Annotated in this window: 26 protein-coding genes; 13 read left to right on the top strand and 13 right to left on the bottom strand. The window is 38.6% G+C overall.

The genetic code is table 11. The features are described from left to right. The first annotated feature begins 37 nt into the window (after positions 1 to 37). From CWD91_RS19190 to CWD91_RS19150, 9 genes are all read left to right on the top strand, one after another. Positions 38 to 1,495 (top strand): arginine decarboxylase, encoded by a 1,458-nt coding sequence (locus CWD91_RS19190; protein ID WP_103442592.1) that lies wholly within the window; start codon positions 38 to 40, stop codon positions 1,493 to 1,495. 21 nt (positions 1,496 to 1,516) lie between these two features. Beyond that, positions 1,517 to 2,461, top strand: a complete 945-nt coding sequence (gene speB, locus CWD91_RS19185) for an agmatinase (protein WP_103442591.1) — start codon at positions 1,517 to 1,519, stop codon at positions 2,459 to 2,461. Then, positions 2,448 to 3,425, top strand: a complete 978-nt coding sequence (locus CWD91_RS19180; RefSeq protein ID WP_103442590.1) for a deoxyhypusine synthase family protein — start codon at positions 2,448 to 2,450, stop codon at positions 3,423 to 3,425. Before speB ends, CWD91_RS19180 begins: the two co-directional genes overlap by 14 nt. 3 nt (positions 3,426 to 3,428) lie before the next feature. Further along, entirely contained in the window at positions 3,429 to 3,743 is a 315-nt protein-coding gene (locus CWD91_RS19175) for a hypothetical protein (RefSeq protein ID WP_103442589.1), read from the top strand. A gap of 5 nt (positions 3,744 to 3,748) precedes the next feature. After that, positions 3,749 to 4,528, top strand: coding sequence for an RMD1 family protein (locus CWD91_RS19170; RefSeq protein WP_103442588.1), 780 nt, complete (start codon positions 3,749 to 3,751; stop codon positions 4,526 to 4,528). A gap of 57 nt (positions 4,529 to 4,585) precedes the next feature. Then, the gene (locus CWD91_RS19165) at positions 4,586 to 5,002 is read left to right on the top strand and encodes a VOC family protein (protein ID WP_103442587.1); all 417 of its coding nucleotides are present in this window, start codon (positions 4,586 to 4,588) and stop codon (positions 5,000 to 5,002) included. Between the two features lie 121 nt (positions 5,003 to 5,123). Further along, complete coding sequence (rimK, locus tag CWD91_RS19160) at positions 5,124 to 6,500, top strand: 30S ribosomal protein S6--L-glutamate ligase (RefSeq protein ID WP_103442586.1); 1,377 nt, start codon at positions 5,124 to 5,126, stop codon at positions 6,498 to 6,500. A 259-nt stretch (positions 6,501 to 6,759) separates the two neighbouring features. Further along, on the top strand, positions 6,760 to 7,254 hold the full coding sequence (locus CWD91_RS19155) for a hypothetical protein (protein ID WP_103442585.1): 495 nt from the start codon (positions 6,760 to 6,762) through the stop codon (positions 7,252 to 7,254). Positions 7,255 to 7,264: 10 nt separating this feature from the next. After that, a complete protein-coding gene (locus tag CWD91_RS19150; protein WP_239985871.1) occupies positions 7,265 to 7,747 on the top strand; it encodes a nuclear transport factor 2 family protein in 483 nt (160 codons plus the stop codon). Between the two features lie 143 nt (positions 7,748 to 7,890). On the opposite strand, the gene CWD91_RS19145 is transcribed toward CWD91_RS19150, so the two are convergent. From CWD91_RS19145 to CWD91_RS19130, 4 genes are all read right to left on the bottom strand, one after another. Further along, the gene (locus tag CWD91_RS19145; protein WP_103442583.1) at positions 7,891 to 8,601 is read right to left on the bottom strand and encodes a hypothetical protein; all 711 of its coding nucleotides are present in this window, start codon (positions 8,599 to 8,601) and stop codon (positions 7,891 to 7,893) included. 135 nt (positions 8,602 to 8,736) lie between these two features. Continuing rightward, positions 8,737 to 9,111 (bottom strand): hypothetical protein, encoded by a 375-nt coding sequence (locus CWD91_RS19140; protein ID WP_103442582.1) that lies wholly within the window; start codon positions 9,109 to 9,111, stop codon positions 8,737 to 8,739. A 122-nt stretch (positions 9,112 to 9,233) separates the two neighbouring features. Beyond that, the gene (locus CWD91_RS19135) at positions 9,234 to 10,043 is read right to left on the bottom strand and encodes an SDR family oxidoreductase (RefSeq protein WP_103442581.1); all 810 of its coding nucleotides are present in this window, start codon (positions 10,041 to 10,043) and stop codon (positions 9,234 to 9,236) included. Next, complete coding sequence (locus tag CWD91_RS19130; RefSeq protein WP_103442580.1) at positions 10,040 to 12,322, bottom strand: M28 family peptidase; 2,283 nt, start codon at positions 12,320 to 12,322, stop codon at positions 10,040 to 10,042. Before CWD91_RS19130 ends, CWD91_RS19135 begins: the two co-directional genes overlap by 4 nt. Before the next feature lie 212 nt (positions 12,323 to 12,534). Here CWD91_RS19130 and CWD91_RS19125 point away from each other — a divergent pair, with 212 nt between their 5' ends. Further along, positions 12,535 to 12,999, top strand: coding sequence for a CBS domain-containing protein (locus tag CWD91_RS19125; RefSeq protein WP_103442666.1), 465 nt, complete (start codon positions 12,535 to 12,537; stop codon positions 12,997 to 12,999). A 136-nt stretch (positions 13,000 to 13,135) separates the two neighbouring features. Here CWD91_RS19125 and CWD91_RS19120 read toward each other — a convergent pair whose 3' ends face one another. The 6 genes from CWD91_RS19120 to CWD91_RS19095 all read right to left on the bottom strand — a co-directional run bounded on the left by CWD91_RS19120 (position 13,136) and on the right by CWD91_RS19095 (position 16,103). Beyond that, a complete protein-coding gene (locus tag CWD91_RS19120) occupies positions 13,136 to 13,486 on the bottom strand; it encodes a hypothetical protein (protein WP_103442579.1) in 351 nt (116 codons plus the stop codon). A gap of 7 nt (positions 13,487 to 13,493) precedes the next feature. Continuing rightward, a complete protein-coding gene (locus CWD91_RS19115; protein WP_103442578.1) occupies positions 13,494 to 14,102 on the bottom strand; it encodes an LbetaH domain-containing protein in 609 nt (202 codons plus the stop codon). Beyond that, complete coding sequence (gene gloA2, locus CWD91_RS19110) at positions 14,099 to 14,485, bottom strand: SMU1112c/YaeR family gloxylase I-like metalloprotein (RefSeq protein ID WP_103442577.1); 387 nt, start codon at positions 14,483 to 14,485, stop codon at positions 14,099 to 14,101. Before gloA2 ends, CWD91_RS19115 begins: the two co-directional genes overlap by 4 nt. Next, positions 14,482 to 14,970: a DUF6265 family protein gene (locus tag CWD91_RS19105; RefSeq protein ID WP_103442576.1), complete on the bottom strand. Its 489-nt coding sequence runs from the start codon at positions 14,968 to 14,970 to the stop codon at positions 14,482 to 14,484. Before CWD91_RS19105 ends, gloA2 begins: the two co-directional genes overlap by 4 nt. Before the next feature lie 74 nt (positions 14,971 to 15,044). After that, positions 15,045 to 15,617 carry a pentapeptide repeat-containing protein gene (locus CWD91_RS19100; protein WP_103442575.1) on the bottom strand — a complete coding sequence of 191 codons (573 nt, stop codon included), beginning with the start codon at positions 15,615 to 15,617 and terminating at the stop codon, positions 15,045 to 15,047. 105 nt (positions 15,618 to 15,722) lie between these two features. Then, a complete protein-coding gene (locus CWD91_RS19095; protein WP_103442574.1) occupies positions 15,723 to 16,103 on the bottom strand; it encodes a DUF1304 domain-containing protein in 381 nt (126 codons plus the stop codon). A 254-nt stretch (positions 16,104 to 16,357) separates the two neighbouring features. On the opposite strand from CWD91_RS19095, the gene CWD91_RS19090 reads away from it, so the two are divergent. The 3 genes from CWD91_RS19090 (at position 16,358) to CWD91_RS19080 (ending at position 17,872) form a co-directional block, all read left to right on the top strand. Further along, a complete protein-coding gene (locus CWD91_RS19090; RefSeq protein ID WP_031442041.1) occupies positions 16,358 to 16,690 on the top strand; it encodes a single-stranded DNA-binding protein in 333 nt (110 codons plus the stop codon). 467 nt (positions 16,691 to 17,157) lie between these two features. Continuing rightward, the gene (locus CWD91_RS23150; protein WP_317045622.1) at positions 17,158 to 17,280 is read left to right on the top strand and encodes a GIY-YIG nuclease family protein; all 123 of its coding nucleotides are present in this window, start codon (positions 17,158 to 17,160) and stop codon (positions 17,278 to 17,280) included. A 292-nt stretch (positions 17,281 to 17,572) separates the two neighbouring features. Beyond that, a complete protein-coding gene (locus CWD91_RS19080; protein WP_103442573.1) occupies positions 17,573 to 17,872 on the top strand; it encodes a GIY-YIG nuclease family protein in 300 nt (99 codons plus the stop codon). A 281-nt stretch (positions 17,873 to 18,153) separates the two neighbouring features. On the opposite strand, the gene CWD91_RS19075 is transcribed toward CWD91_RS19080, so the two are convergent. The 3 genes from CWD91_RS19075 to CWD91_RS19065 form a co-directional block, all read right to left on the bottom strand. Next, positions 18,154 to 18,348, bottom strand: a complete 195-nt coding sequence (locus CWD91_RS19075; protein WP_103442572.1) for a hypothetical protein — start codon at positions 18,346 to 18,348, stop codon at positions 18,154 to 18,156. 68 nt (positions 18,349 to 18,416) lie between these two features. Next, the gene (locus CWD91_RS19070; protein WP_103442571.1) at positions 18,417 to 18,935 is read right to left on the bottom strand and encodes a ferritin; all 519 of its coding nucleotides are present in this window, start codon (positions 18,933 to 18,935) and stop codon (positions 18,417 to 18,419) included. A gap of 70 nt (positions 18,936 to 19,005) precedes the next feature. After that, positions 19,006 to 21,129 (bottom strand): Tex family protein, encoded by a 2,124-nt coding sequence (locus CWD91_RS19065; protein ID WP_103442570.1) that lies wholly within the window; start codon positions 21,127 to 21,129, stop codon positions 19,006 to 19,008. Position 21,130 lies beyond the last annotated feature (1 nt).

The raw sequence follows: 21,130 nt of genomic DNA, 5'->3' as shown, positions 1-21,130 counted from the left end.
TGCTATTTACTTATTTACAATTCTTATATTTATTTTAATGAACACGAAATATATTAATCTTATAGATCAAACCTATTATTTTCCTCAGGAGGAATTTTCATTGGACGGTGAAAGCTTAAGGTTTCATGGGATTCCCTTAATGGATTTGGTAGAGGAATATGGAAGTCCTTTGAAATTTACTTATTTGCCGAAAATTTCCGAAAATATAAACAGGGCAAAGGAGTGGTTTAAAATAGCCATGGAAAAGAACAACTACAAAGGAAAATATCATTATTGCTATTGTACTAAAAGTTCTCATTTTAAACCGGTATTGAACGAGGCCTTAAAAAATGACATTCATATTGAAACTTCTTCTGCCTTTGATATCAATATTGTTGAAAAGTTAAAGGAAAAAGGCAAGATAAAGGACAATACCTTTATAATATGTAACGGATTTAAAAGGGATCAATATATTACCAATATAGCTAATCTTATAAACGGAGGACATCAGAATTGTATTCCAATTATAGATAATTATGAGGAAATAGATTTGTTGTCCGAAGCTATCAACGATACTTTTAAAGTGGGGATAAGGATTGCCTCCGAAGAAGAGCCAAAGTTCGAATTTTATACCTCCCGCTTGGGAATTGGATACAAAAATATTGTACCTTTTTATGAGAATCAAATTAAGGATAATGATAAGGTAGAATTAAAAATGCTCCACTTTTTCATTAATACGGGGATACGTGACAATGCCTATTATTGGAACGAATTGGTAAAGTGTTTAAAAGTGTACGTTAGGCTTAAAAAGATATGTCCATCGCTGGATAGTCTTAATATTGGTGGCGGTTTTCCAATAAAAAATTCCTTGGCTTTTGATTACGACTATCAATACATGATAGACGAGATTATAAACCAAATAAACATTGCCTGTCAGGAAGCCGATGTTGCAGTTCCAAATATTTTTACCGAATTTGGAAGTTTTACAGTAGGAGAAAGTGGTGGTGCCATATATGAAATACTATATCAAAAGCAGCAGAACGACAGGGAAAAGTGGAATATGATCGACTCATCGTTTATAACCACATTGCCTGATACTTGGGCCATTAACAAACGCTTTATAATGTTGGCAATAAACCGTTGGCAAGATGAATACGAACGGGTTTTGTTGGGTGGACTAACCTGTGATAGCGATGATTATTACAACAGTGAGCAAAACATGAATGCGATTTATTTGCCCAAGTACAGAAAAGATAAACCCTTGTATATAGGGTTCTTTAATACAGGTGCCTATCAGGAGACTATTGGAGGCTATGGCGGGTTGCAACATTGTTTAATACCACATCCAAAACATGTTTTAATAGATAAGGACGAAAACGGAAATATTACAACAAAATTATTTAGTGAACAACAAAAGGCCGAAGACCTACTTAGAATTTTAGGATATGAAATGAAGCCTAGTGCTAATGCTAAAGTTAGTGAGAACGTTGAAAAGCAAATCAAAACTGACCTTTAAAAATCAAAAAACTTTAAACAAATGAACACAACTAACAATTACGCTGGCATACCAGACGAGTTTGCGCAATTGGAAAAGGCCAAGGTAGTTTTAATACCTGTGCCTTATGATGGAACCAGTACTTGGGGAAAAGGGGCGGACAAAGGTCCAGATGCTTTTTTGGCAGCATCGGAAAATATGGAATTGTATGATATTGAAACCGATACGGAGGTCTATCAACAAGGAATATATTTGGCCAATTCCGTAGACGAGGATAGCTCTCCCGAAGCTATGGTAAATGCTGTGCATAAGGTTACCAAAGAATACATCAAAAGAAATAAGTTCGTTACTCTTTTCGGTGGTGAACATTCTATTTCTATAGGAACCATTAGGGCATTTAATGAGTGTTTTGACAACCTTACTGTGTTGCACATAGATGCGCATGCAGATTTAAGGAAGTCCTATGATGGCAGCAAATTTAATCATGCCTGTGCAGTTCATGAGGCCAGTCAGACTACCAATCTACTACAGGTAGGGATACGTAGTATGGATGCCATTGAAAAAACTTTTATGGATGAAGAAAAAACATTCTTCGCACATGATATGGTAAATGATGAGTATTGGACGGATAAGGTCATAGATCTTATGACGGACAATGTCTTTATAACCTTTGACCTGGATGCATTGGATCCATCCATTATGCCGGCTACGGGAACACCGGAACCTGGTGGCCTATTTTATTATGAGACCCTGGAGTTTCTAAAACAGGTATTTGCAGATAAAAATGTTGTAGGCTTTGATATAGTTGAGCTTTGCCCGAATAAGGCCGATAAATCTTCTGATTTCCTTGCAGCCAAATTATATTATAAAATGTTAAGCTATAAATTTATGGGTGAGGCCGTAGAGGACGATTACGACAACACTTATGACGTTGATTCCAAGGTTGGAGCCAATAACAATTCAAAATTCGACGATGACGAAGACTAAAGGAGAAATCTCCAATTTTATTGAGAAGTATTATTTACATTTTAATGCGGCCGCTTTGGTGGATGCTGCCAAGGGATATGAAGATCAACTAAAGCAAGGCTCCAAGATGCTGGTCTCCTTGGCAGGTGCCATGAGTACCGCTGAACTTGGAAAGATATTCGCTGAGGTAATCCGTCAGGATAAAGTTCATATCATATCCTGTACGGGAGCCAATTTGGAAGAGGATATTATGAATTTGGTAGCCCATTCCCATTATAAACGAGTGCCCAATTATCGAGATCTTACACCACAAGATGAGTGGGATTTGTTGGAGAAAGGTTTAAATAGGGTGACGGACACCTGCATTCCGGAACATGAGGCATTCCGAAGGCTGCAAAAGCATATTTTTGAAATTTGGAAAAAGGCTGAAGACGCCGAAGAAAGGTATTTGCCACATGAGTTTATGTACAAGCTCTTGCTCTCAGGTGTTTTGGAGGAATATTATGAAATAGACCTTAAGGATTCCTGGATGTATGCAGCAGCGGAGAAAAATTTACCCATTGTATGCCCAGGTTGGGAAGATAGTACCATGGGCAATATATTTGCTTCCTATGTGGTAAAAGGAGAGTTAAAGGCCAGTACCATGAAGTCTGGTATTGAATATATGACCTTCTTGGCAGATTGGTATACCGATAATTCCAAAAATGGAATAGGATTTTTTCAAATAGGAGGTGGAATCGCCGGAGATTTCCCGATTTGTGTTGTACCTATGTTATACCAGGATCTTGAAAGGACAGATACGCCGTTTTGGAGTTATTTTTGCCAAATAAGTGATTCTACCACAAGTTATGGTTCTTATTCAGGGGCAGTACCAAACGAGAAAATAACCTGGGGGAAACTGGATATAAATACCCCTAAATTTATCATTGAAAGTGATGCAACCATTGTTGCGCCCTTAATTTTTGCGTACCTATTAGACATGTAGTATATGGACAATTTAAAAAGAGTTATTGTTGACTTTAAAAAACTTACACCCGAAGTTTTAAAACTTTTGGTAGAGAAGTATCCAGATGGGTACGACGATCTTAATATTATCTCCTTTAAGAATGCACAAGGGGAGCGTATAGAGGCCGTTGAGGTTACAACCGAGGATACCAAATATCTTGTCAAAATTAGCGCCAAGCTGGAAAAGACTATGGCCAATTATGATGAGGATGATTACGAGGATTTTGACGATGATGATCCAGAGGCCATTCCAGATGTGGACATGGAAGGAGTAGAGGGAGATGACGATGATGACTAACAGGAATGTTTGAGGTTGTTGCAGTGCATATAGCATCTTCCATTAACATTAGGCAATGTAGAACACAATTGCCCCTGGAGATATTGTTTTCTGACAGTGATGAGCTCTATTTGAAAAACGGCGAAAAAAAATTCGTTTATATCTTTCAATACGGTCTGGTATCCTTTTTCAATCATTCTGAAAAGGAAAAAGAGAAGGTTTTGGATGCCCTATCCAAGATTACTAGGGAGAACCATTTTCCCCAACTTACAGAAACCATTCAAGTAGAAATAATCGAAGGCCACCAACAGGTGGCTTTCGATAAAGTAATATTGCCCAGTTTTGATTCCGAGTTTATTAGATTGGTAATGTTGAATACCACCCAATCCGTTGCCTTGGACAGGTATTCCGAGATTACGGAACAGCTTTTGGAGGAAACCAACGGACATACCCAATATTTGGAACAGAAGGGAAAGTTAAATATTTCGGGAATTAACCTCAAAAAGTTTATAGGGAAGGTGCTGAACATAAAAAATCAGATATCGGAAAACCTATATATTTTTGACGAGCCCGATAGTACTTGGGAAAATGAGCAATTGAACAAGCTTAACTTGGAACTTAAACGGACATTCGACCTAAAGATCAGGTATAGGAATATTTCCGAGCGAATAGAGATTATCAAGGAAAATTTGGAGCTATTTAAGGATATATGGGATCATAGGGAAAGCAGTAAATTGGAATGGGTAATAATAATCCTGATTTTGGTCGAGGTTTTAGATCTTTTCGTGTTTAGGTTGTGGAGGTAATATGCAATTGTTCTTTTTACTACCTTAGATAAACTATCAATACTAAATTAAAGCCTTATGAAAAATGCGCCCTTCCATATGTCACTGCCCTGCTTAAGTATAAGCAAAACAGAAGACTTTTACGTAGACGTCATCGGAGCCGAATTGGGAAGGCACTCTTCCCGATGGTTGGATATTAATTTGTTTGGAAACCAGATTACCTTCACTAAAGCTGGTAATTTTAATTTTGCTTTTAAGACATACAAGTTTGAAGATACGGTGTTGCCTTCTTTTCACTTTGGTCTTATCGTGGATGAATCTACTTGGAATGAATTGCATGCCAAGTTGGGCAAATCCGAATATGAACTAACAACTGAGGTCGTATTCTTAAAGGATAAGATAGGTGAACATAAGTCCTTTTTTATCCAAGATCCCAATGGGCATATGGTAGAATTTAAATGTTTCAAAAAGCAAAAGGAGATGTTTTTATCGTAAAGTTCTATCTGTTTCACATTACCGAGAAACATTTAATAAATTATTAATGCATTAATCTTGATTCTAAGGGGTCAAGTGTTTTATTTTGCAATTATTTAAAAAACAAATCCTTAAAATAGAGATGAAGTATAAGAACCTGGATATTATTGGTAGTGAAGAATGGTGTGTATTTGAAGATTTAGAAATTCCTGCTATAAAGGCCAGAGTAGATTCCGGGGCAAAAACATCTTCTATCCAGGCAAATAATATTAAGGTATATACCAAAGGAGCCCATGAATGGGTAAAATTTGAGGTAAATCCATTACAGGACAATAGGGGCATTAATATAGAATGCCGTGCAAGACTGGTAGACCGTAGAACTGTAAAGAGTTCTTCAGGGATATCCGAGGAGCGTTATGTGATAAAGACCCCTGTACGTGTGGGTGAACTTATCTTTGATATAGAGCTTACCTTGGCCAATAGGGATACTATGGAGTATCGCATGCTTTTGGGCAGGGAGGCCTTAAATGAGCGTTTTGTAGTTAACCCGGCGGTAAGTTTTAATGTAAAGGAGTTTACGGTAAAAGAGATTAATGAGAAATATGCCTCCCATTTTAAGGAAAAGACGGGACTTAAGATTGCATTGTTGGCCAGTAACCCATTGCTCTATAGCAATAAAAGGATAATGGAGGCCGGAGAGGCCTTGGGGCACGATATGGTGTTTCTAAATGTAGAGCATGCCTATATGAAATTGGATGCCAATTCGCCAGAGATCAGATATAGGGGAGGAAATATATTAAATGAGTTTGATGCCATTATACCCAGGATAAAGCCGGCGGTGACATTTTATGGATGTGCTTTGATCAGGCAGTTCGACAATCTTGGGGTGTATTGCTTAAATTCGGCCGAAGCAATTACCCAATCCAGGGATAAATTATTTGCATCGCAACTTTTTTCCAAAAATGATATACATATCCCAATAACCGGATTTGCAAAATCTCCAATGGATACAAAGGATCTTATCAGGATGGTGAACGGTGCCCCATTGATAATAAAATTATTGGAAAGTACCCAGGGTAAGGGTGTGGTTTTGGCCGAAACCAACAAGGCTGCAGAAAGCGTTATTAATGCCTTTAAGAGCGTGCAGACCAATATTTTGGTCCAAGAGTTCATAAAAGAAGCAAACGGTCAGGATATACGCTGTTTTGTGGTGAATGGAAAAGTAGTAGCATCAATGCAGCGTCAAGCAGAGAAAGGGGAATTCCGCGCAAACTTGCATCAAGGGGGCAAGGCATCTGTAATAAAAATCACCTCTGAGGAAAGGAAGTTGGCCATAAAGGCTGCCAAAGTTCTAAACCTGGCCGTGGCTGGTGTAGATATTATCCGTTCCAATAAAGGACCTTTGCTCCTCGAGGTAAATTCTTCCCCCGGTTTGGAGGGAATTGAAAATGCAACAGGGAAGGATATAGCCAATATTATGATCAGGGCTATAGAAAGTAAAATAAAATTTAGTGTCTAATTTCATTCAATAAAGCAGTCCTCCATTTAGACAAGGCATGGGTGTAGTTAATCTCTTTGGTCGGAATTTATGGGGTTAGATCTTTCATCCAAATATCACAGGCAAGAAGCTTATAATTTCCATGGTTTACCCTTTGACCCAGGAACAGCTTGGCAATAGTTGGCGATATACTAAATGCTTATGATTGATTTTGTATAAAAACTAGTTAAATAAAAATTCCATTAAAGATAGCTTTTATTAAAATTTGTACCTTCGTCCTATGGGAAAAATAGTGTTTTACGGCATGGTATTCATGTTGATGGGAGCCTGTAAACAAGGGGCGACCACAGAAGCCCCGAAAGAAAAGGCGGAGGTGTTTTTTAGTGTGGATTCACTTCCAAAACCCAATGAAATAAATGCACAGGCCTTAGCAGATTTAAAGGAATGGCAGGAGTTCAATGCTTTGGAAACTACTTTTGAATCGCTATATCGGGTTGCCAATAGGGAGGATCTGGTATTGGTTATAGAGGATATGATCGAAAAACAAAAAGCCCTTGAAGCATCTACCTATCCGGAAACATTTGATAAGGAGCAGATTAAAAGCAGGCAAAAGGTTTTTAAGACATTCATTCTTAAAACAAAGGGAAACCTGGAGTACAGGGTAGGTGTAAAAGCATCCACTATCGAAATGATCAACGCATATAATGCATTTAGGAATCAGTTCAACGTAATTGTCAATAGTAAGTTGGACACCATTCTCATTTTAAGTGATTAGGCACTATATATTGATATCAGTTTTTATTTTATCCTCACAGCTGAGTTCGCAGGAAGTATCCGATAAAATTCAAATACAGTACACATTGGATAACTGGCATAGGGCGGCGGGAGCCGCTGATTATAAAACTTATTTTGATTTAATGACGAACGATGCCGTTTTTATAGGTACGGATGCTTCCGAGAATTGGCAGATTGCGGAATTTAAGGCCTACGCAAAACCTCATTTTGACAAAGGAAGGGCGTGGGACTTTACTCCCTTGGATCGAAAAGTGTATATTAATGAAAAGGCAGATATTGCCTGGTTTGATGAGCTGCTCAGTACCCAAATGAAACTATGTCGTGGATCTGGGGTGCTTATGAAGGTATCGGGGAAATGGAAAATTGCCCACTATGTACTGTCCATTGTAATCCCCAACGAGAATGTTTCCGAAGTAATTCAACTAAAACAGGAAAAGGACGATATGATTATTGAAAATTTGAGCAAGCATTAAGCCTGGTTACAAGGGTTTGTTCTTTAGTCTTCGATTATTTTTCAAATCAGTTTTAAATAACAAAAAAACCACTGCCCGGCAGTGGTTTTTTTGTAGAGTTCCCTATAGAGAAAAATATGTGGTTGGATCCAACAATATTTTGATTATTGCTTCGGTTCCGGTTCCTTATTCTCTTGTTTGTCCTTTCTGGACTGTAGGGCCTGTCTGCTTAAACTTGCCAAATTAAAATTGGGGTCTATTTTTAAGGCTTCATCAATAGTAGCCAAGGCGCCATCTATATTGGTTTGGTCTTTGTTGAATTCTACCAGGGCTTTCAAATGGATGAAGGCCGCTTTTAGAACTACCTCGTACGGTTGTTGCCTTTCATAAAATGCGTATTTCATATCATCTTTGGCATTGGCAATACCAAATTCAATATTTGCAGCTGCTCCTTCATTGTCACCGGTCTGAATTTTTAGATCAGCCAATTCGTAGGCTAAATAAGGGTTTGGCCCCCTTTTGTTAAGAATTTCAAATTGTTCCAATGCTCTTTTAGGTTGGTTAAGGGCCTTTAAAGAAATAGCTTTTACCTGTACTGCCAAATCGGAGTCCGTTTCGTTTTTTTCAATCCCAATTGTATTTAGAGCCTGTAAATGTTGATTGTCGGTGGTGTAGATGTACGCCAAGGTATCGTTCCGCTCTTTACTGGGGGAAAGCAGGTTCAAGTGGGTTATAGCGTTGATTACGCCATCTATATCACCCTGTATTCTCATTTGGTCATAAAAGGCCTCATAATGTTTAAGCAATTCACTTTTAGTCTGTGCATTGGCTGTAAATCCTACTATTAGAAGGAGGATTAAAACTATTTTCTTCATTGTTCTATTTTTTGGTGTGCCAAAACTAGTAAATTATTTCTATCCTTTTGTTAAGGAAAACCTTAAACCTTTGATAGGCAATAAAAAAGGATGCCGTTGGGCATCCTTTTTATATATGGTTGATTGGGGTCTTTTTTAAACAATTGTCAGCTTTGCATTCCTGTTTTCATAGGATCTAATGAGCCTGGCATAAAATGCAATACTCACATTGTCCTTGTCCAAACTAGAACTCAAAAATTCCTTTAAATTCTTAAAAAGTAAATTTGCCCTTAAAGTTGGCAGGGAAGAATTTACTTTTTTCGGGTCGTAACAACTGTCGTCCATTACAATATCCATAATAACCCTCTTTCGATGATAGTCTATGGATACATCGGCAGCATTGTAATATTTTTTCAATATTGCAATGTGTAGATTTTGAAAGTTTTGGGACATTTTGCTTTTGGAACAGCTTTTGGAAATTAAATTTTCAATTTCGTAAAGTACTCTTCTTTTTAGACCTGAATTTTCCATGATAATTGAATTTATTCGTTTACTTAAAGGTACATACTTATCGATAAACGGTTAACAATCAGGGGTGTAATTTAACTTAAAGGGGCTATGTTTGTTGTGAAACTGCAAAAAAGTGTGGTGAATTAACTTACAATTGAAGTGTTGAATTGGTAGTTTTTAACATTTAAATACTTACTTTCTATGATTTTATTTCCTATTTCATTCGAATTCTTGGTGTAAATGGGCGGTAAAAGGCCCCTTTTTACCGCTTCGGAGGTATAATATTCTTCCTTCTTAGGATGGTGGGGATATACCCCATTGAGTATCTGATTCTTGATGTCACCCTTAATAACGGTTTGGATAATACCAATACAATCGTTTAGATGAATTAGGTTAATGGCGTCATCGCCATTCGCCAAATCAGATTTTCCACTTAGAAAACTTACTGGATGTCTTTTGGGGCCAATTAGTCCCCCAAAACGGATAACGGTGGTACTTAGTTGTCCGTCCTTTAAAAAAATATTTTCCGAAGCCAAAAGCTGCTTTCCGGACTCGGTGTTTGGTCGGGCAGGGGAGTCTTCAGTGATTAAGCCATTAATACTGCCATATACGGAGGTGCTGCTTATAAAAATAATTCTTTTTAATGGTGAGTTTTTTATTTCACTATGTAAAAGAAACATCTTTTCAACAAAGCTTTCGTGGGGAGAAGAACGCAACTTTGGAGGAACATTTAAAATCAAGATATCCAATTTACTCAAAAACCCCTTAATGTTGCCCTCAATTCCACTCCCATTAAGTACAATATGATATGGGACGATTTTGTCCTTTTTCAAATTATCTATTTTGGAAATCGAAGTGGTAGTTCCATAAACGGTATGCTTATCTTCCAATAGGGATTTGGCCAAGGGCAAGCCCAGCCATCCACACCCAAGAATACCGATTCTCTTGCTCAAAATGTAATTTTTTTGGTAATCAATATGGCATCGTTTAAAACAAATGGCATAGGTATGTTGTCCTCTGGCCTTGATGGAACCGTAAACAATGGATTGCTTAAAAGATCGTTTGAGGCCTCATATAGGGTCAGTTCCAATTGGCTTTCCTTGGAAATTGTAATTTGTAATTCGGTATAATCGTTATTGCTGATATAATGGGTAACCAATTTGGGGCTTTTCTTATTTTTGAGATAATAGGGAGACAGTGCTATATTATTTATTTTGGCCTCAATGATTTCAACTTCATTGGTAAATATTTCCAAACGATTGACCTTACGTTGGGGCGTAATACATATTTCCAATTTGCGACTGTTACCTACAATGGTATCCATAGTGGTTTCAATTTTAGGAGATGCAATATTTTTTAGGGGCGCTGCCGATCTATAGCTAAACCTAGTCGCATATTTGCTACTAAGAGATTCGTCCTCTGAACTTATAGGGTTTTCTTTATTCTTATCTATATATTGCGAAGTCCAACCCGACAACACCTTGTCATAGGTGGCCCATTCGGCAGTTCCCTTATCTGCATCGAGCAAATAGACCAAACTGGTGGGTTTGGCATTTTCATTGCTAAAGTCCGAATCAAGATGTGCGGACAGAAGAAAACCGAAGCAAAGTACTAGAAACAAAAAGGCCAAACCGTTTTTGTTTTTCGTCGAACCAAAAACTGGGAGCAATAAGAAAAAGGTTAAAGATGTTAAAAGGGTAGAGGTAATCATCATTTTAAGGCCAAGACCCACAGGGAACATTTTAATCAATGGGGCATATATCCAAATTGCCGGTAAGGCCAAAAATAGCAAGAGAAAGGGACTGGGCAATTTTTGATGGGTCGTTATCAGGAGCGATGCCAACAATGCAAAAACGGGAACGATAAAAAAGCTGGCCCCTTTTAAATACACGGCGACAAGCGTGCTAATTACGATCCAGAGAAATAATGGGGCTATTATTAAATTTTGGGTCTTTGTGGTTTCCAATTTATGATAGGCCCAAAAACCAACGGCCACTGAAAAAAGCACAAAAGCAATAATATAGGAATAACCATTATAGGTAAACCCATGAAGAATATCCTGGTATTGTGGGTAGATACTGGTTAGTGCAGACCACCCAAAATAGCCTACAAGGCCATTTATGGCCAGCACTAAAAGCAGGGGTATAAAACCTTTTCCTATTTCCTTAATTTCCAAGGAGCCGTTCCTGAGGCCTAATAGCATTAAGACCAAGAAGGATATTATGGCAAGCCCCAGCATGGGAAAGATCCAATCAAAAGGATAGGATACCAATTTAAAGAAAGGTATGTTGAAATATATAGAATCGTTAGGGCTTTTTAAGTCGGAGAGGTCGGAACTGCTAAAGTGCTTTAGCAAAGGCATTAGGTAACTGCCCTGATGGGCAAGGGTATTACGGTCCAATCGCGCGTAATTATCGCGTACGGTATGGTAATCATAATGGTCGTCAATAAAGGCAAAGTTCAACCCTTCAATGTCCATGTCCTCCCTGAACACAGTAAGGTCGGTGTCGTTGGGCAACATTTTATAAATACTATAGACCAATGAATTGGCAACCGGGAATTTGGGATCTGCCTTTATAAATTCTTGAATTACCTTGGCATTTCCCCTATTGGTTTCCAATAGCATATAGGAGGGGCCACCACTGCCCCTGGCTTCAAAATTTAATACCAGTCCTACCTCCTTTACCCAAGGGTGTTTGTTTACAAAGAGGTCGGCCCCGTTTAATCCTAATTCCTCGGCATCGGAAATTAGAATAATAATGTCATTTTTTGGCGCCTGGTTTTGTTTTAGGAAAGCTCGAACACCTTCCAATATGGTAGCTACTCCACTGGCAGCATCACTGGCACCCAAGGAGGAGTGGGGACTGCTGTCATAATGTGAGAGCAAAAGCAGGGCTTTCCCTTTTTCGGTTCCTTTTATTCTGGCCAAGATATTGGTAGCACTGCTGAAATTACCCCAATCCCCAGCGGTAAACCCTTGTTGGGTCGTTGTTTCCAAGCCCAGCTTGTTCAATTCCGCAATAACATATTCCCTAACCTCGGAATGGGCAGGAAATCCAACTCCATGTGGTTTTTCAGACATATTTTTTACATGGACCAATGCCCTATCTGTTGAAAACGAAATATCATCTACGGTTGCATTCGGAGTGTAGCTTGGCATAGAGGTCTCAAAGCTCAAATAAATGGCAAGCAAGAGTATAAGAAGGGTGAGGGCAGAAGAATATTGCTTCATAGTAAGTTGTAAAAACTTAAAATTAAGAAATTATATGTGGAATACCTTAAAGAGTTGATCTAAGCTTTAATCCAAATAATTTTAGAACACAGTCTATTGAGTTATATGTAATGAAATTAGCAAATACTTGTCACTTTAACTGATTAAATCTTAATTAGTTGTATAATCTTTTGAAAAATACTATCTTTCAAATTAACCTAAAAATAAACGAAATGGGAATAAAAAGCTTTCAGGGAGTACGAAAGGTCGTAAAAAAGGAATTTGACGCTCCCATTTTAGTAGAGGATTACATGACTAAAAAATTGATCACCTTTAGTCCCGATCAATCCATATTAACGGTTATGGAGCATTTGGCAAAATATCATATTTCTGGGGGTCCTGTTTTGGATAACAACGGATTTTTGGTTGGTATTATATCCGAGGCGGATTGTATGAAACAAATTTCGGAAAGCCGTTATTTTAATCAGCCTATATTGGATAAAAGTGTTGAGCGATTTATGACCAAAGAAGTAGAGACAATACCTCATGATATGTCTATATTTGATGCAGCGGGAGTATTTGACAAGCATCATAGAAGAAGATTGCCTGTTATGAAAAATGGGATTTTGGTAGGTCAAATTAGCCGTAAGGATATTGTGATAGCCGCCTTAAAATTAAGCGGACATAACTGGAAATAAAAAGCTACTTTATTTTCCCACTTGCCCTGCTATGTAGCAGAGAAATAATTCTAAGAATTTTCAAATCCACAGAACCATATCCTTCCCCTCGGGGGAGGTATTGATGTGGATATACCTGTTATTTAATGGCATGGAACTATTCCCTCTTCACGATCATATAATAATCATTGTCCAACGGGAGATATCCTAAATCATATACAAAATAATAGGTGGTTCCCTTTTTGGTGGTATATAAATTGGTGAGGTATTCAAAATCGAATCCCTTGTCCATTAATCTGGTCTTGGTAGTTTTGGTTTTGCCATCCGTTAACGGATAACTGTCCAGGATTCTATAATTTTTACGCAAGCGGTTATTTATATTCCGTACCAGATTTTTACTGTCCTTATTCAGTTTGTTGTTGTAGGCGTTTCTGCAATAGTCCGAGCAGAACTTCTTATCTACCCTGCCTAAAATTTTATCTCCACATTCCAAGCATTTTTTTTCCATTTTCAGGTCATTTATTTTGTTCTATAAGTTCCAGTCGCTTTACTATGGAACCTACGCTTAATATGGTGCCTGGGGAAAGTACGGCATTGGCCCCTATTTTGGAATTGTCCCCTATCAATGCCCCAAATTTATTGGTTCCGGTATTTATTCTGTCGCCATATTCACTGGCCCAAACGGTCTTGTCGGTTCTTTCGTTATAGTGGTTGGCAATAAGTGACCCTGCCTCAAAATTTACATAGCTACCAATAATACTATCCCCTATAAAGTTAAAATGTGCTAGAGCGGACTTGCTACAAATTATACTCGATTTTATTTCACTACATGGACCTATCTGTACCCCTTCACCCAGAAATACCCCTCCTCGGAGGTAGGCATGGCTTGCTACAAAACTGTTTTCTGAAACAATCATGGGTCCTTTTAAAATAGCCCCTTTTTCTATAATGGCTGTTTTGTGGATGGCGATATTACCTTCAATGGAATAATTATCCGGATCCAGTTCCCGAATAATTCCTATTAACATTGAAGAAATGGATTGGGTTACGTCCCAGGGAGAAGCGTCCCTGAGGTGGGGGAAAGTGGTGCGGAAATTATCTATATAATCATTAATGCGAATCATTTTTGATAAAGTTCAATGGGTAAATCGTCAGGATCAAATATAAAGGTGAACTGTTTTTTAGTAATCCCATCAACGCGAATGGGTTCAGCTTTAATGCCTTTTTTGGCCATATGAACAATGCTTTTTTCCAAATCGTCTACTTCGAAAGCCAAATGTCTGAGGCCAGTTGCCTCCGGTCTTGTTGTTCGTGCTGGGGGATTTGGAAAAGAAAAGAGTTCTATGATGTATTCGCCATTCAATGCCAAATCCAATTTGTGGGAATTGCGCTCTTCCCTAAATTCTTCTTGGATTGGTTCTAGGCCCAAATCTTCAACATAAAATTCTTTGGATTTATTATAGTCCGAGCAAATGATGGCAATATGGTGGATTTTGTTTAAGGTCATTTTTTGTAGTTAAACTTTACCTCCTCAGGCGATCCGTCTTCCTGATCTATAACTACATACATGTTTATTTCCGAGTCATTTATTCGCTCTATGGTGAAGTCATCGAAATAAGCCCGATTCCCTTCTAATTTCACCAACTTAAAGTCTACTGTCTTGTCTTTTTCTTCCCAACCGCTTAGGTCTCCATTAAAGTGCTTCAACCTAAGGATAAGCGATTCCCCTTCCTGCCTAATATGGCCTATTTCGTAAAAGGCAACCTTGTTGTCCACTACTAACTTAAAGACGAACATCATGGAATCCCCTAGTGGTGGACTCCATATTTCTTCGATTATACCACCAAAAGCTACGCCTTTCCAGTGACCTGCTATCCAGGAAAGATCGGATAAATGGGCTTTGGGGGAGGTATGGCCTTCAGTGAACGGAATGGTATTTTGACCAAAACCGTGTACGGAGGTAATTAATAGAAATAGTAGGATATACTTCATTTAAGGATGATTTTTTGAACCAATAAGGTACAAATTATCCGATTACAAACGCATAATCCAAAAAGGCAAATATGTTATTCTATACGGATATCATATTTCGTTAACAATCCCAGAACCTCTTCCTTGGAAAATCTTGCCTTATTAATTTTGTTTTTCTCAGGATCGAAGGTATAGTTAAATGCTGTTCTGAAATCAACCTTTTCTAGGTTGGAATCTTCAAAGATTGCACTTTGAAGATCACAGGATTCAAATTGGGTTTCTGTTAGTTGGGTTTTTGAAAAATCCACCGAAATCATTTTGCAATTTTGGAAAATCGTGTTTTTGAGTTTTAATTTATAAAAGGAGCATAAGTTTAAGGTGCAATTGTAGAAGTTAAACGACAGCAGAAAGTCGTTGCAATGGTCGAAACGGATCCCCAACATTTTACACCCTTTAAATTCTGTTTCTTTAAAGGTGGTATTTTTCAGGTTAACGTTGCTTAGATCGCAATCCTTAAATACACATTCCAGAAAAACGAAGTTGGATATATCCGATTTGGAAAAGGAACAAGTGTCAAAAACGCAATTCTCATATTCACCTTTGGGCAAAGGTTTGGAGACAAAGTTGATTCCCCTATAGGACTGATCTGTAATAAATGGATTATTCATTCAATGGGCAATTTTATATTCCATACTGGGTTGAAATGGCAGAAGGAAGCAATAACCTTGGTAATGGAACTGTGTGCATTTTGTTAGTGAACTCTTGGATTAGTATTAGGAAAAATAGGAGGAAGATAGTAAGAGCAGCAATAATGCCATGAGAGCTGGTAAGGCCTGAACCACAAATATTTTTTTGCTCGCAGACCATGCCCCGTAAATACCCGCTATGGCCACACAACTTAAAAAGAAAATGGCGATGTTGGTACTCCACGTAGGGTCAGTGATAAAAAAGGTCCATATGAGGCCTGCAGCAAGAAAACCATTGTAGAGCCCCTGGTTTGCTGCCAGTCCTTTTGTGGGTTTAAACATTTCTTCTGGAAGCGCTTTTCTAAAGGTCTTTTTGCCCAAGGTTTCCCAGGCAAACATTTCCATGTAAAGAATATAAAGGTGTTCAAGGGCTATTATGCCAATTATAATTTTTATTAAGGTCTGCATATATAAGTCTTAGGTTATCGGATTATGATTCCTTTAAATGTAAGGATATTATTGAGTTCGAGTTTAATTTATATATAAAATGCCTGATTATGGGGCATCTATATACATTTACAAACGACTACAAACGATAACAAACGAAATTAAATACTTTTCAACCGAATAACATTCGTATCGGGTACTAAGTTTGTTCCATCAAAAATCATTAACTGTTTAACCATTCCCGAAATGGATTCGGGATTTAAAAATCATCTATTATGAACGCACTTAGAAACAGAGTACAGTTGATTGGAAACTTGGGTAACGATCCAGAAATTATTAATCTAGACGGAGGTGGCAAATTGGCTAAGTTCGCCATTGCTACCAATGAGACTTACAAAAATGCCAAGGGGGAAAAGGTAACGGATACCCAATGGCACAATGTTGTAGCTTGGGGAAAGACGGCCGAAATCGTAGAAAACTATCTCAACAAGGGCAAGGAAGTTGCCGTTGAAGGAAAATTGACCACTCGGTCTTATGAAACCAAGGAAGGGGAAAAGCGGTACATTACCGAAATCCGCTGTAATGAACTCCTAATGTTGGGGAAATAGGTTTTTCTTCGCTGCCAGGGAGGAATTTACTGGGTATATTACAGTACTAAGAAGTAATCTATTGGATCCCATATGGGTCTATTGGGTTGCTTCTTTTGTTTATAGCGGGTATGGCCTCGCGACTACTAATTTGAGGTTTGCAAAATGAATTCATAAACGTTCATAGCCAGGAACATTAGTGATGTGGCAATCTTTAATATTTGGGTTCAAAGCTATGAGATTGCTTCCCTATGCCTGCCTCCGGACAGTCAAGTTCGCAATGACGTGTTACTATAGTCGTTAAGGCTTTGCTTTATTAGTCCCAATGAGGCGTCATTGCGAGGAACGCAAGCGACGAAGCAATCTGTTTATTCCTGTCTGACAGGGTTGACCAAAATATTAATCATGAACGGGTCATATGTATATTTACTTGCCAATAAGAATAATACCGTCATCTATGTTGGGTTACTAGCAATCTAGTTAAGCGTATTTATGAGCATAAAACTGGCGTATTTCAAGGTTTTACTTCTCGTTATAATTGTAATAAATTGATTTACTATGAGGAATTCAGTGATATACAAAAAGCTATTGAGAGGGAGAAACAGATATAGGCAGGTAATAGGAGGCGTAAGGAACAATTAGTCAATAGTGAGAATCCTAATTGGAAGGATTTAGCTGAAGGATGGTTGTTTTATTTTGATTGAATAGTATAATGAACTTATATACCCTCTTCAAGAGATTGCTTCCCTATGCCTGCCTGCGGACAGTCAAGTTCGCAATGACGTGCAACTATGGTCGTTAAGGCTTTGCTTTATTAGTCCCAAAGAGACGTCATTGCGAGGAGCGCAAGCGACGAAGCAATCTGTTTATTCCTGTCTGACAGCGTTGACCAAAATATTAATCATGAACGGGTCATATGTATATTTACTTGCCAATAAGAATAATACTGTCATCTATGTTGGGGTTACTAGCAATCTAGTTAAGCGTATTTATGAGCATAAAACTGGCGTATTTCAAGGTTTTGCTTCTCGTTATAATTGTAATAAATTGATTTACTATGAGGAATTCAGTGATATACAAAAAGCTATTGAGAGGGAGAAACAGATAAAGGCAGGTAATAGGAGGCGTAAGGAACAATTAGTCAATAGTGAGAATCCTAATTGGAAGGATTTAGCTGAAGGATGGTTGTTTTATTTTGATTGAATAGTATAATGAACTTATATGCCCTCTTCAAGAGATTGCTTCCCTATGCCTGCCTGCGGATAGTCAAGTTCGCAATGACGTGCAACTATGGTCGTTAAGGCTTTGCTTTATTAGTCCCAAAGAGACGTCATTGCGAGGAGCGAAAGCGACGAAGCAATCTGTTTATTATAGGTTTACTTAAGTTTGTTCTTGGCGCACAGCTGTGAGATTACTTCTCCGTGCCGCACCCATTAGAAGACAATAAAATGCGCATCGCCAGGACGGTACAAGGTATTCAAAGTCTAGGCAACTTTCTGCATTAGATCAAAACAGGGACAGCGATGGCACCTCTTGGATTCCGACTTTTTGTATTTGTCGCAACACTTGGTTTTGCATCCATGGGCAACCATTTCCTTTAGAGCCGTTTTCTGCTCCTTTTTTAAAGCTTTCTTTAGCTTTTTTTCGGTTTTCTTGTCCTGTTTTTTCTTCTTGCCCACCTTTGGTCTAAATCAATGGGGCAAAAATATTTATTTTAATTCAATCTAAATAAGATTAAATGTTAAAATTATGCCTTTGGTGTTATAGCGGCACTATTGGCTGTAATCTGTTGAATGTCACGGTCGAACAGGTATAGGCCACCCTTATCATTTCCAATAAGGTTGATCTTGTCCAAGATATTACGTGCCAATGCCTCTTCCTCAATTTGTTCCGCTACATACCATTGAAGAAAATTATGGGTGGCATAATCCTTTTCCTGAAGGGTTACATGAACCAGTTCGTTAATGCTATCGGATACAAAAATTTCGTGTTCCAATAACTCGTGGAACATTTTTTGAAAGCTCACAAAGTCGGACTTAGGCGCGTTAAGCGCGGATACATAAGCATGTCCACCTCTCTCGTTTATATATTTCACCAATTTGAGCATATGTAAACGTTCCTCATCGGACTGGGTATACATAAATTGCGCAATTCCCTCCAATCCTTTGCCTTCGGCCCATGAGGCCATGGATAAATATACCTGCGAGGACTCGGCCTCAATACGAACTTGCTCGTTCAATGCTTTTTCTAATTTTTCGGACAACATAACTTTTAAATTTTAACTAAAGTTACAAATAAATGATTCTTTTATCTACCTAAGGTCTTAAGTTTTGATGTTATTTGTGTAGTGCCAATTGGATCCGTTTTCTGGGAATGTCCACTTCCAAGACTTTAACAATAATTTGTTGGTGCAGACTAACGTGTTCATTCACATCTTTTACAAAACTATCCGATAGGTTGGAGATATGGATCAGACCACTTTCCTTGATGCCCACATCTACAAAACAGCCAAAATTGGTAATATTGTTTACGATTCCAGGAAGTAATTGTCCTGCGCTAAGATCGGCAATGGTTCTTATGTTCTGATTAAAGGTAAATACCTTTGCCTTTTCCCGAACGTCCAATCCCGGTTTTTCCAGTTCCTTTACAATATCCTGTAAGGTGGGCAAGCCCACATTATCGGTACAATATTGTTTAAGGTCTATCTTTTTAAGGACTTCCTTGTTTCCAATAATTTCTGATAGGGGAACGCCCTGGTCTTTGACCATTTTTTGAACTAGGGAATAACTTTCAGGATGTACCGCGGAATCGTCCAACGGGTTTTTTGCCTGTTTAATGCGTAAAAATGCTGCCCCCTGTTCAAATGCTTTGGCTCCCAAACGGGGCACCTTTTTTATTTCGCTCCTATTGGTAAAGGCACCATTTTCATTTCTATAGGCCACAATGTTTTCTGCCAGTTTTGGACCTATACCGGAAACATAACTTAAAAGCGGTACACTGGCCGTATTAATATTGACCCCCACAGTATTTACACAGCTTTCTACTGCGGCATCCAAGGAATTTTTCAAAAGATTTTGGTCTACATCGTGCTGGTATTGACCTACTCCGATCGACTTGGCATCTATTTTTACCAACTCGGCCAAGGGGTCTGCAAGCCGTCTTCCTATTGATACGGCACCCCTAACGGTAACATCGTAATTGGGGAATTCATCACGGGCAATTTTGGAAGCGGAATAAATGGAGGCTCCTGCTTCACTGACCACAAACACCTCAATATTGTTTTTGAACTGAATGCGCTTTATTAATTGCTCCGTTTCCCTTGAGGCCGTACCATTGCCTATAGCTATCGCCTCGATCTTATGGGCATCGGCCAAGGAGCTAATTTTCTTTATAGCTCCCTTACTGTCGTTTTGAGGAGCATGTGGGTAAATGGTCTCGTTGTGTTCCAAATCGCCCTGAGCGCTTAAACAAACCACTTTACAGCCCGTTCTGAATCCTGGGTCTATGGCCAAAATTCTTTTCTCGCCCAAAGGGGACCCCAACAACAGCTGCTTTAGGTTTTTGGAAAACACTTGAATAGCCGATTCATCCGCCTTGTCTTTGGCGCTTTTTAGAATCTCATTGGAAAGTGAGGGGAATAGCAACCTTTTATAGGCATCCTGAATGGCCAATTGGAGATGTGGCGTGGAAGCATTTTTGTTTTTGATGATTCCATACTCCATATTGGAGATGGCCTTGTCATCGTCTATCTCGACCTTAATCCGGATAAAACCTTCATTTTCGGCCCGTAAAATGGCTAGGAGTCGGTGTGAAGGACAGCGATTAAGAGGCTCGCTCCATTCAAAATAGTCCCTAAATTTTTGGGCCTTTTCGTCATCTTTCTTAGTGGATATAACCTTGGTGGATATCAATGCGAATTTTTCCAATTGGGTCCTGATCTGATTTCTGATATCGGCACGTTCGTTTATCCATTCAGAAATAATATGTCGGGCTCCCTCCAGCGCATCATCTTCATTGGGAACGGTATCGCAGACATATTTTGAAGCCTCAAAATCTATTTCGTCGTTGCGCTGTGCCAGAATAATTTTGGCCAAAGGTTCCAGCCCATTTTTAATGGCCGTTTCTGCCTTCGTCTTACGCTTTTTCTTAAAGGGGAGATAAAGATCTTCCAGAGTGGTAAGATCTTCGGCATTGGCAATCTTTTGGCCTAATTCTGGAGTAAGACAATCTTGATCCTCAATGGATTTAAGGATGGTCGACCTGCGTTTTTCCAGTGCTTCGAACTGCGCTTTATATTGTACAATGGCACCAATTTGCACCTCATCCAAATTTCCGGTACGTTCTTTCCGGTATCGTGAAATAAAGGGCAGGGTACAATCCTCGTTCAATAAGGCCACCGTATTTTCTATGCCCTTTACAGGGAGTTGGGTGTTTTTTGTAATGTAGGAAATGAGATTCATG

The organism is Arenibacter hampyeongensis (assembly GCF_002909255.1).
Taxonomy (GTDB): Bacteria; Bacteroidota; Bacteroidia; order Flavobacteriales; family Flavobacteriaceae; genus Arenibacter; species Arenibacter hampyeongensis.
Note: the sequence above shows the minus strand (reverse complement) of the source record. Positions and strands in the feature narration are given on the sequence as shown.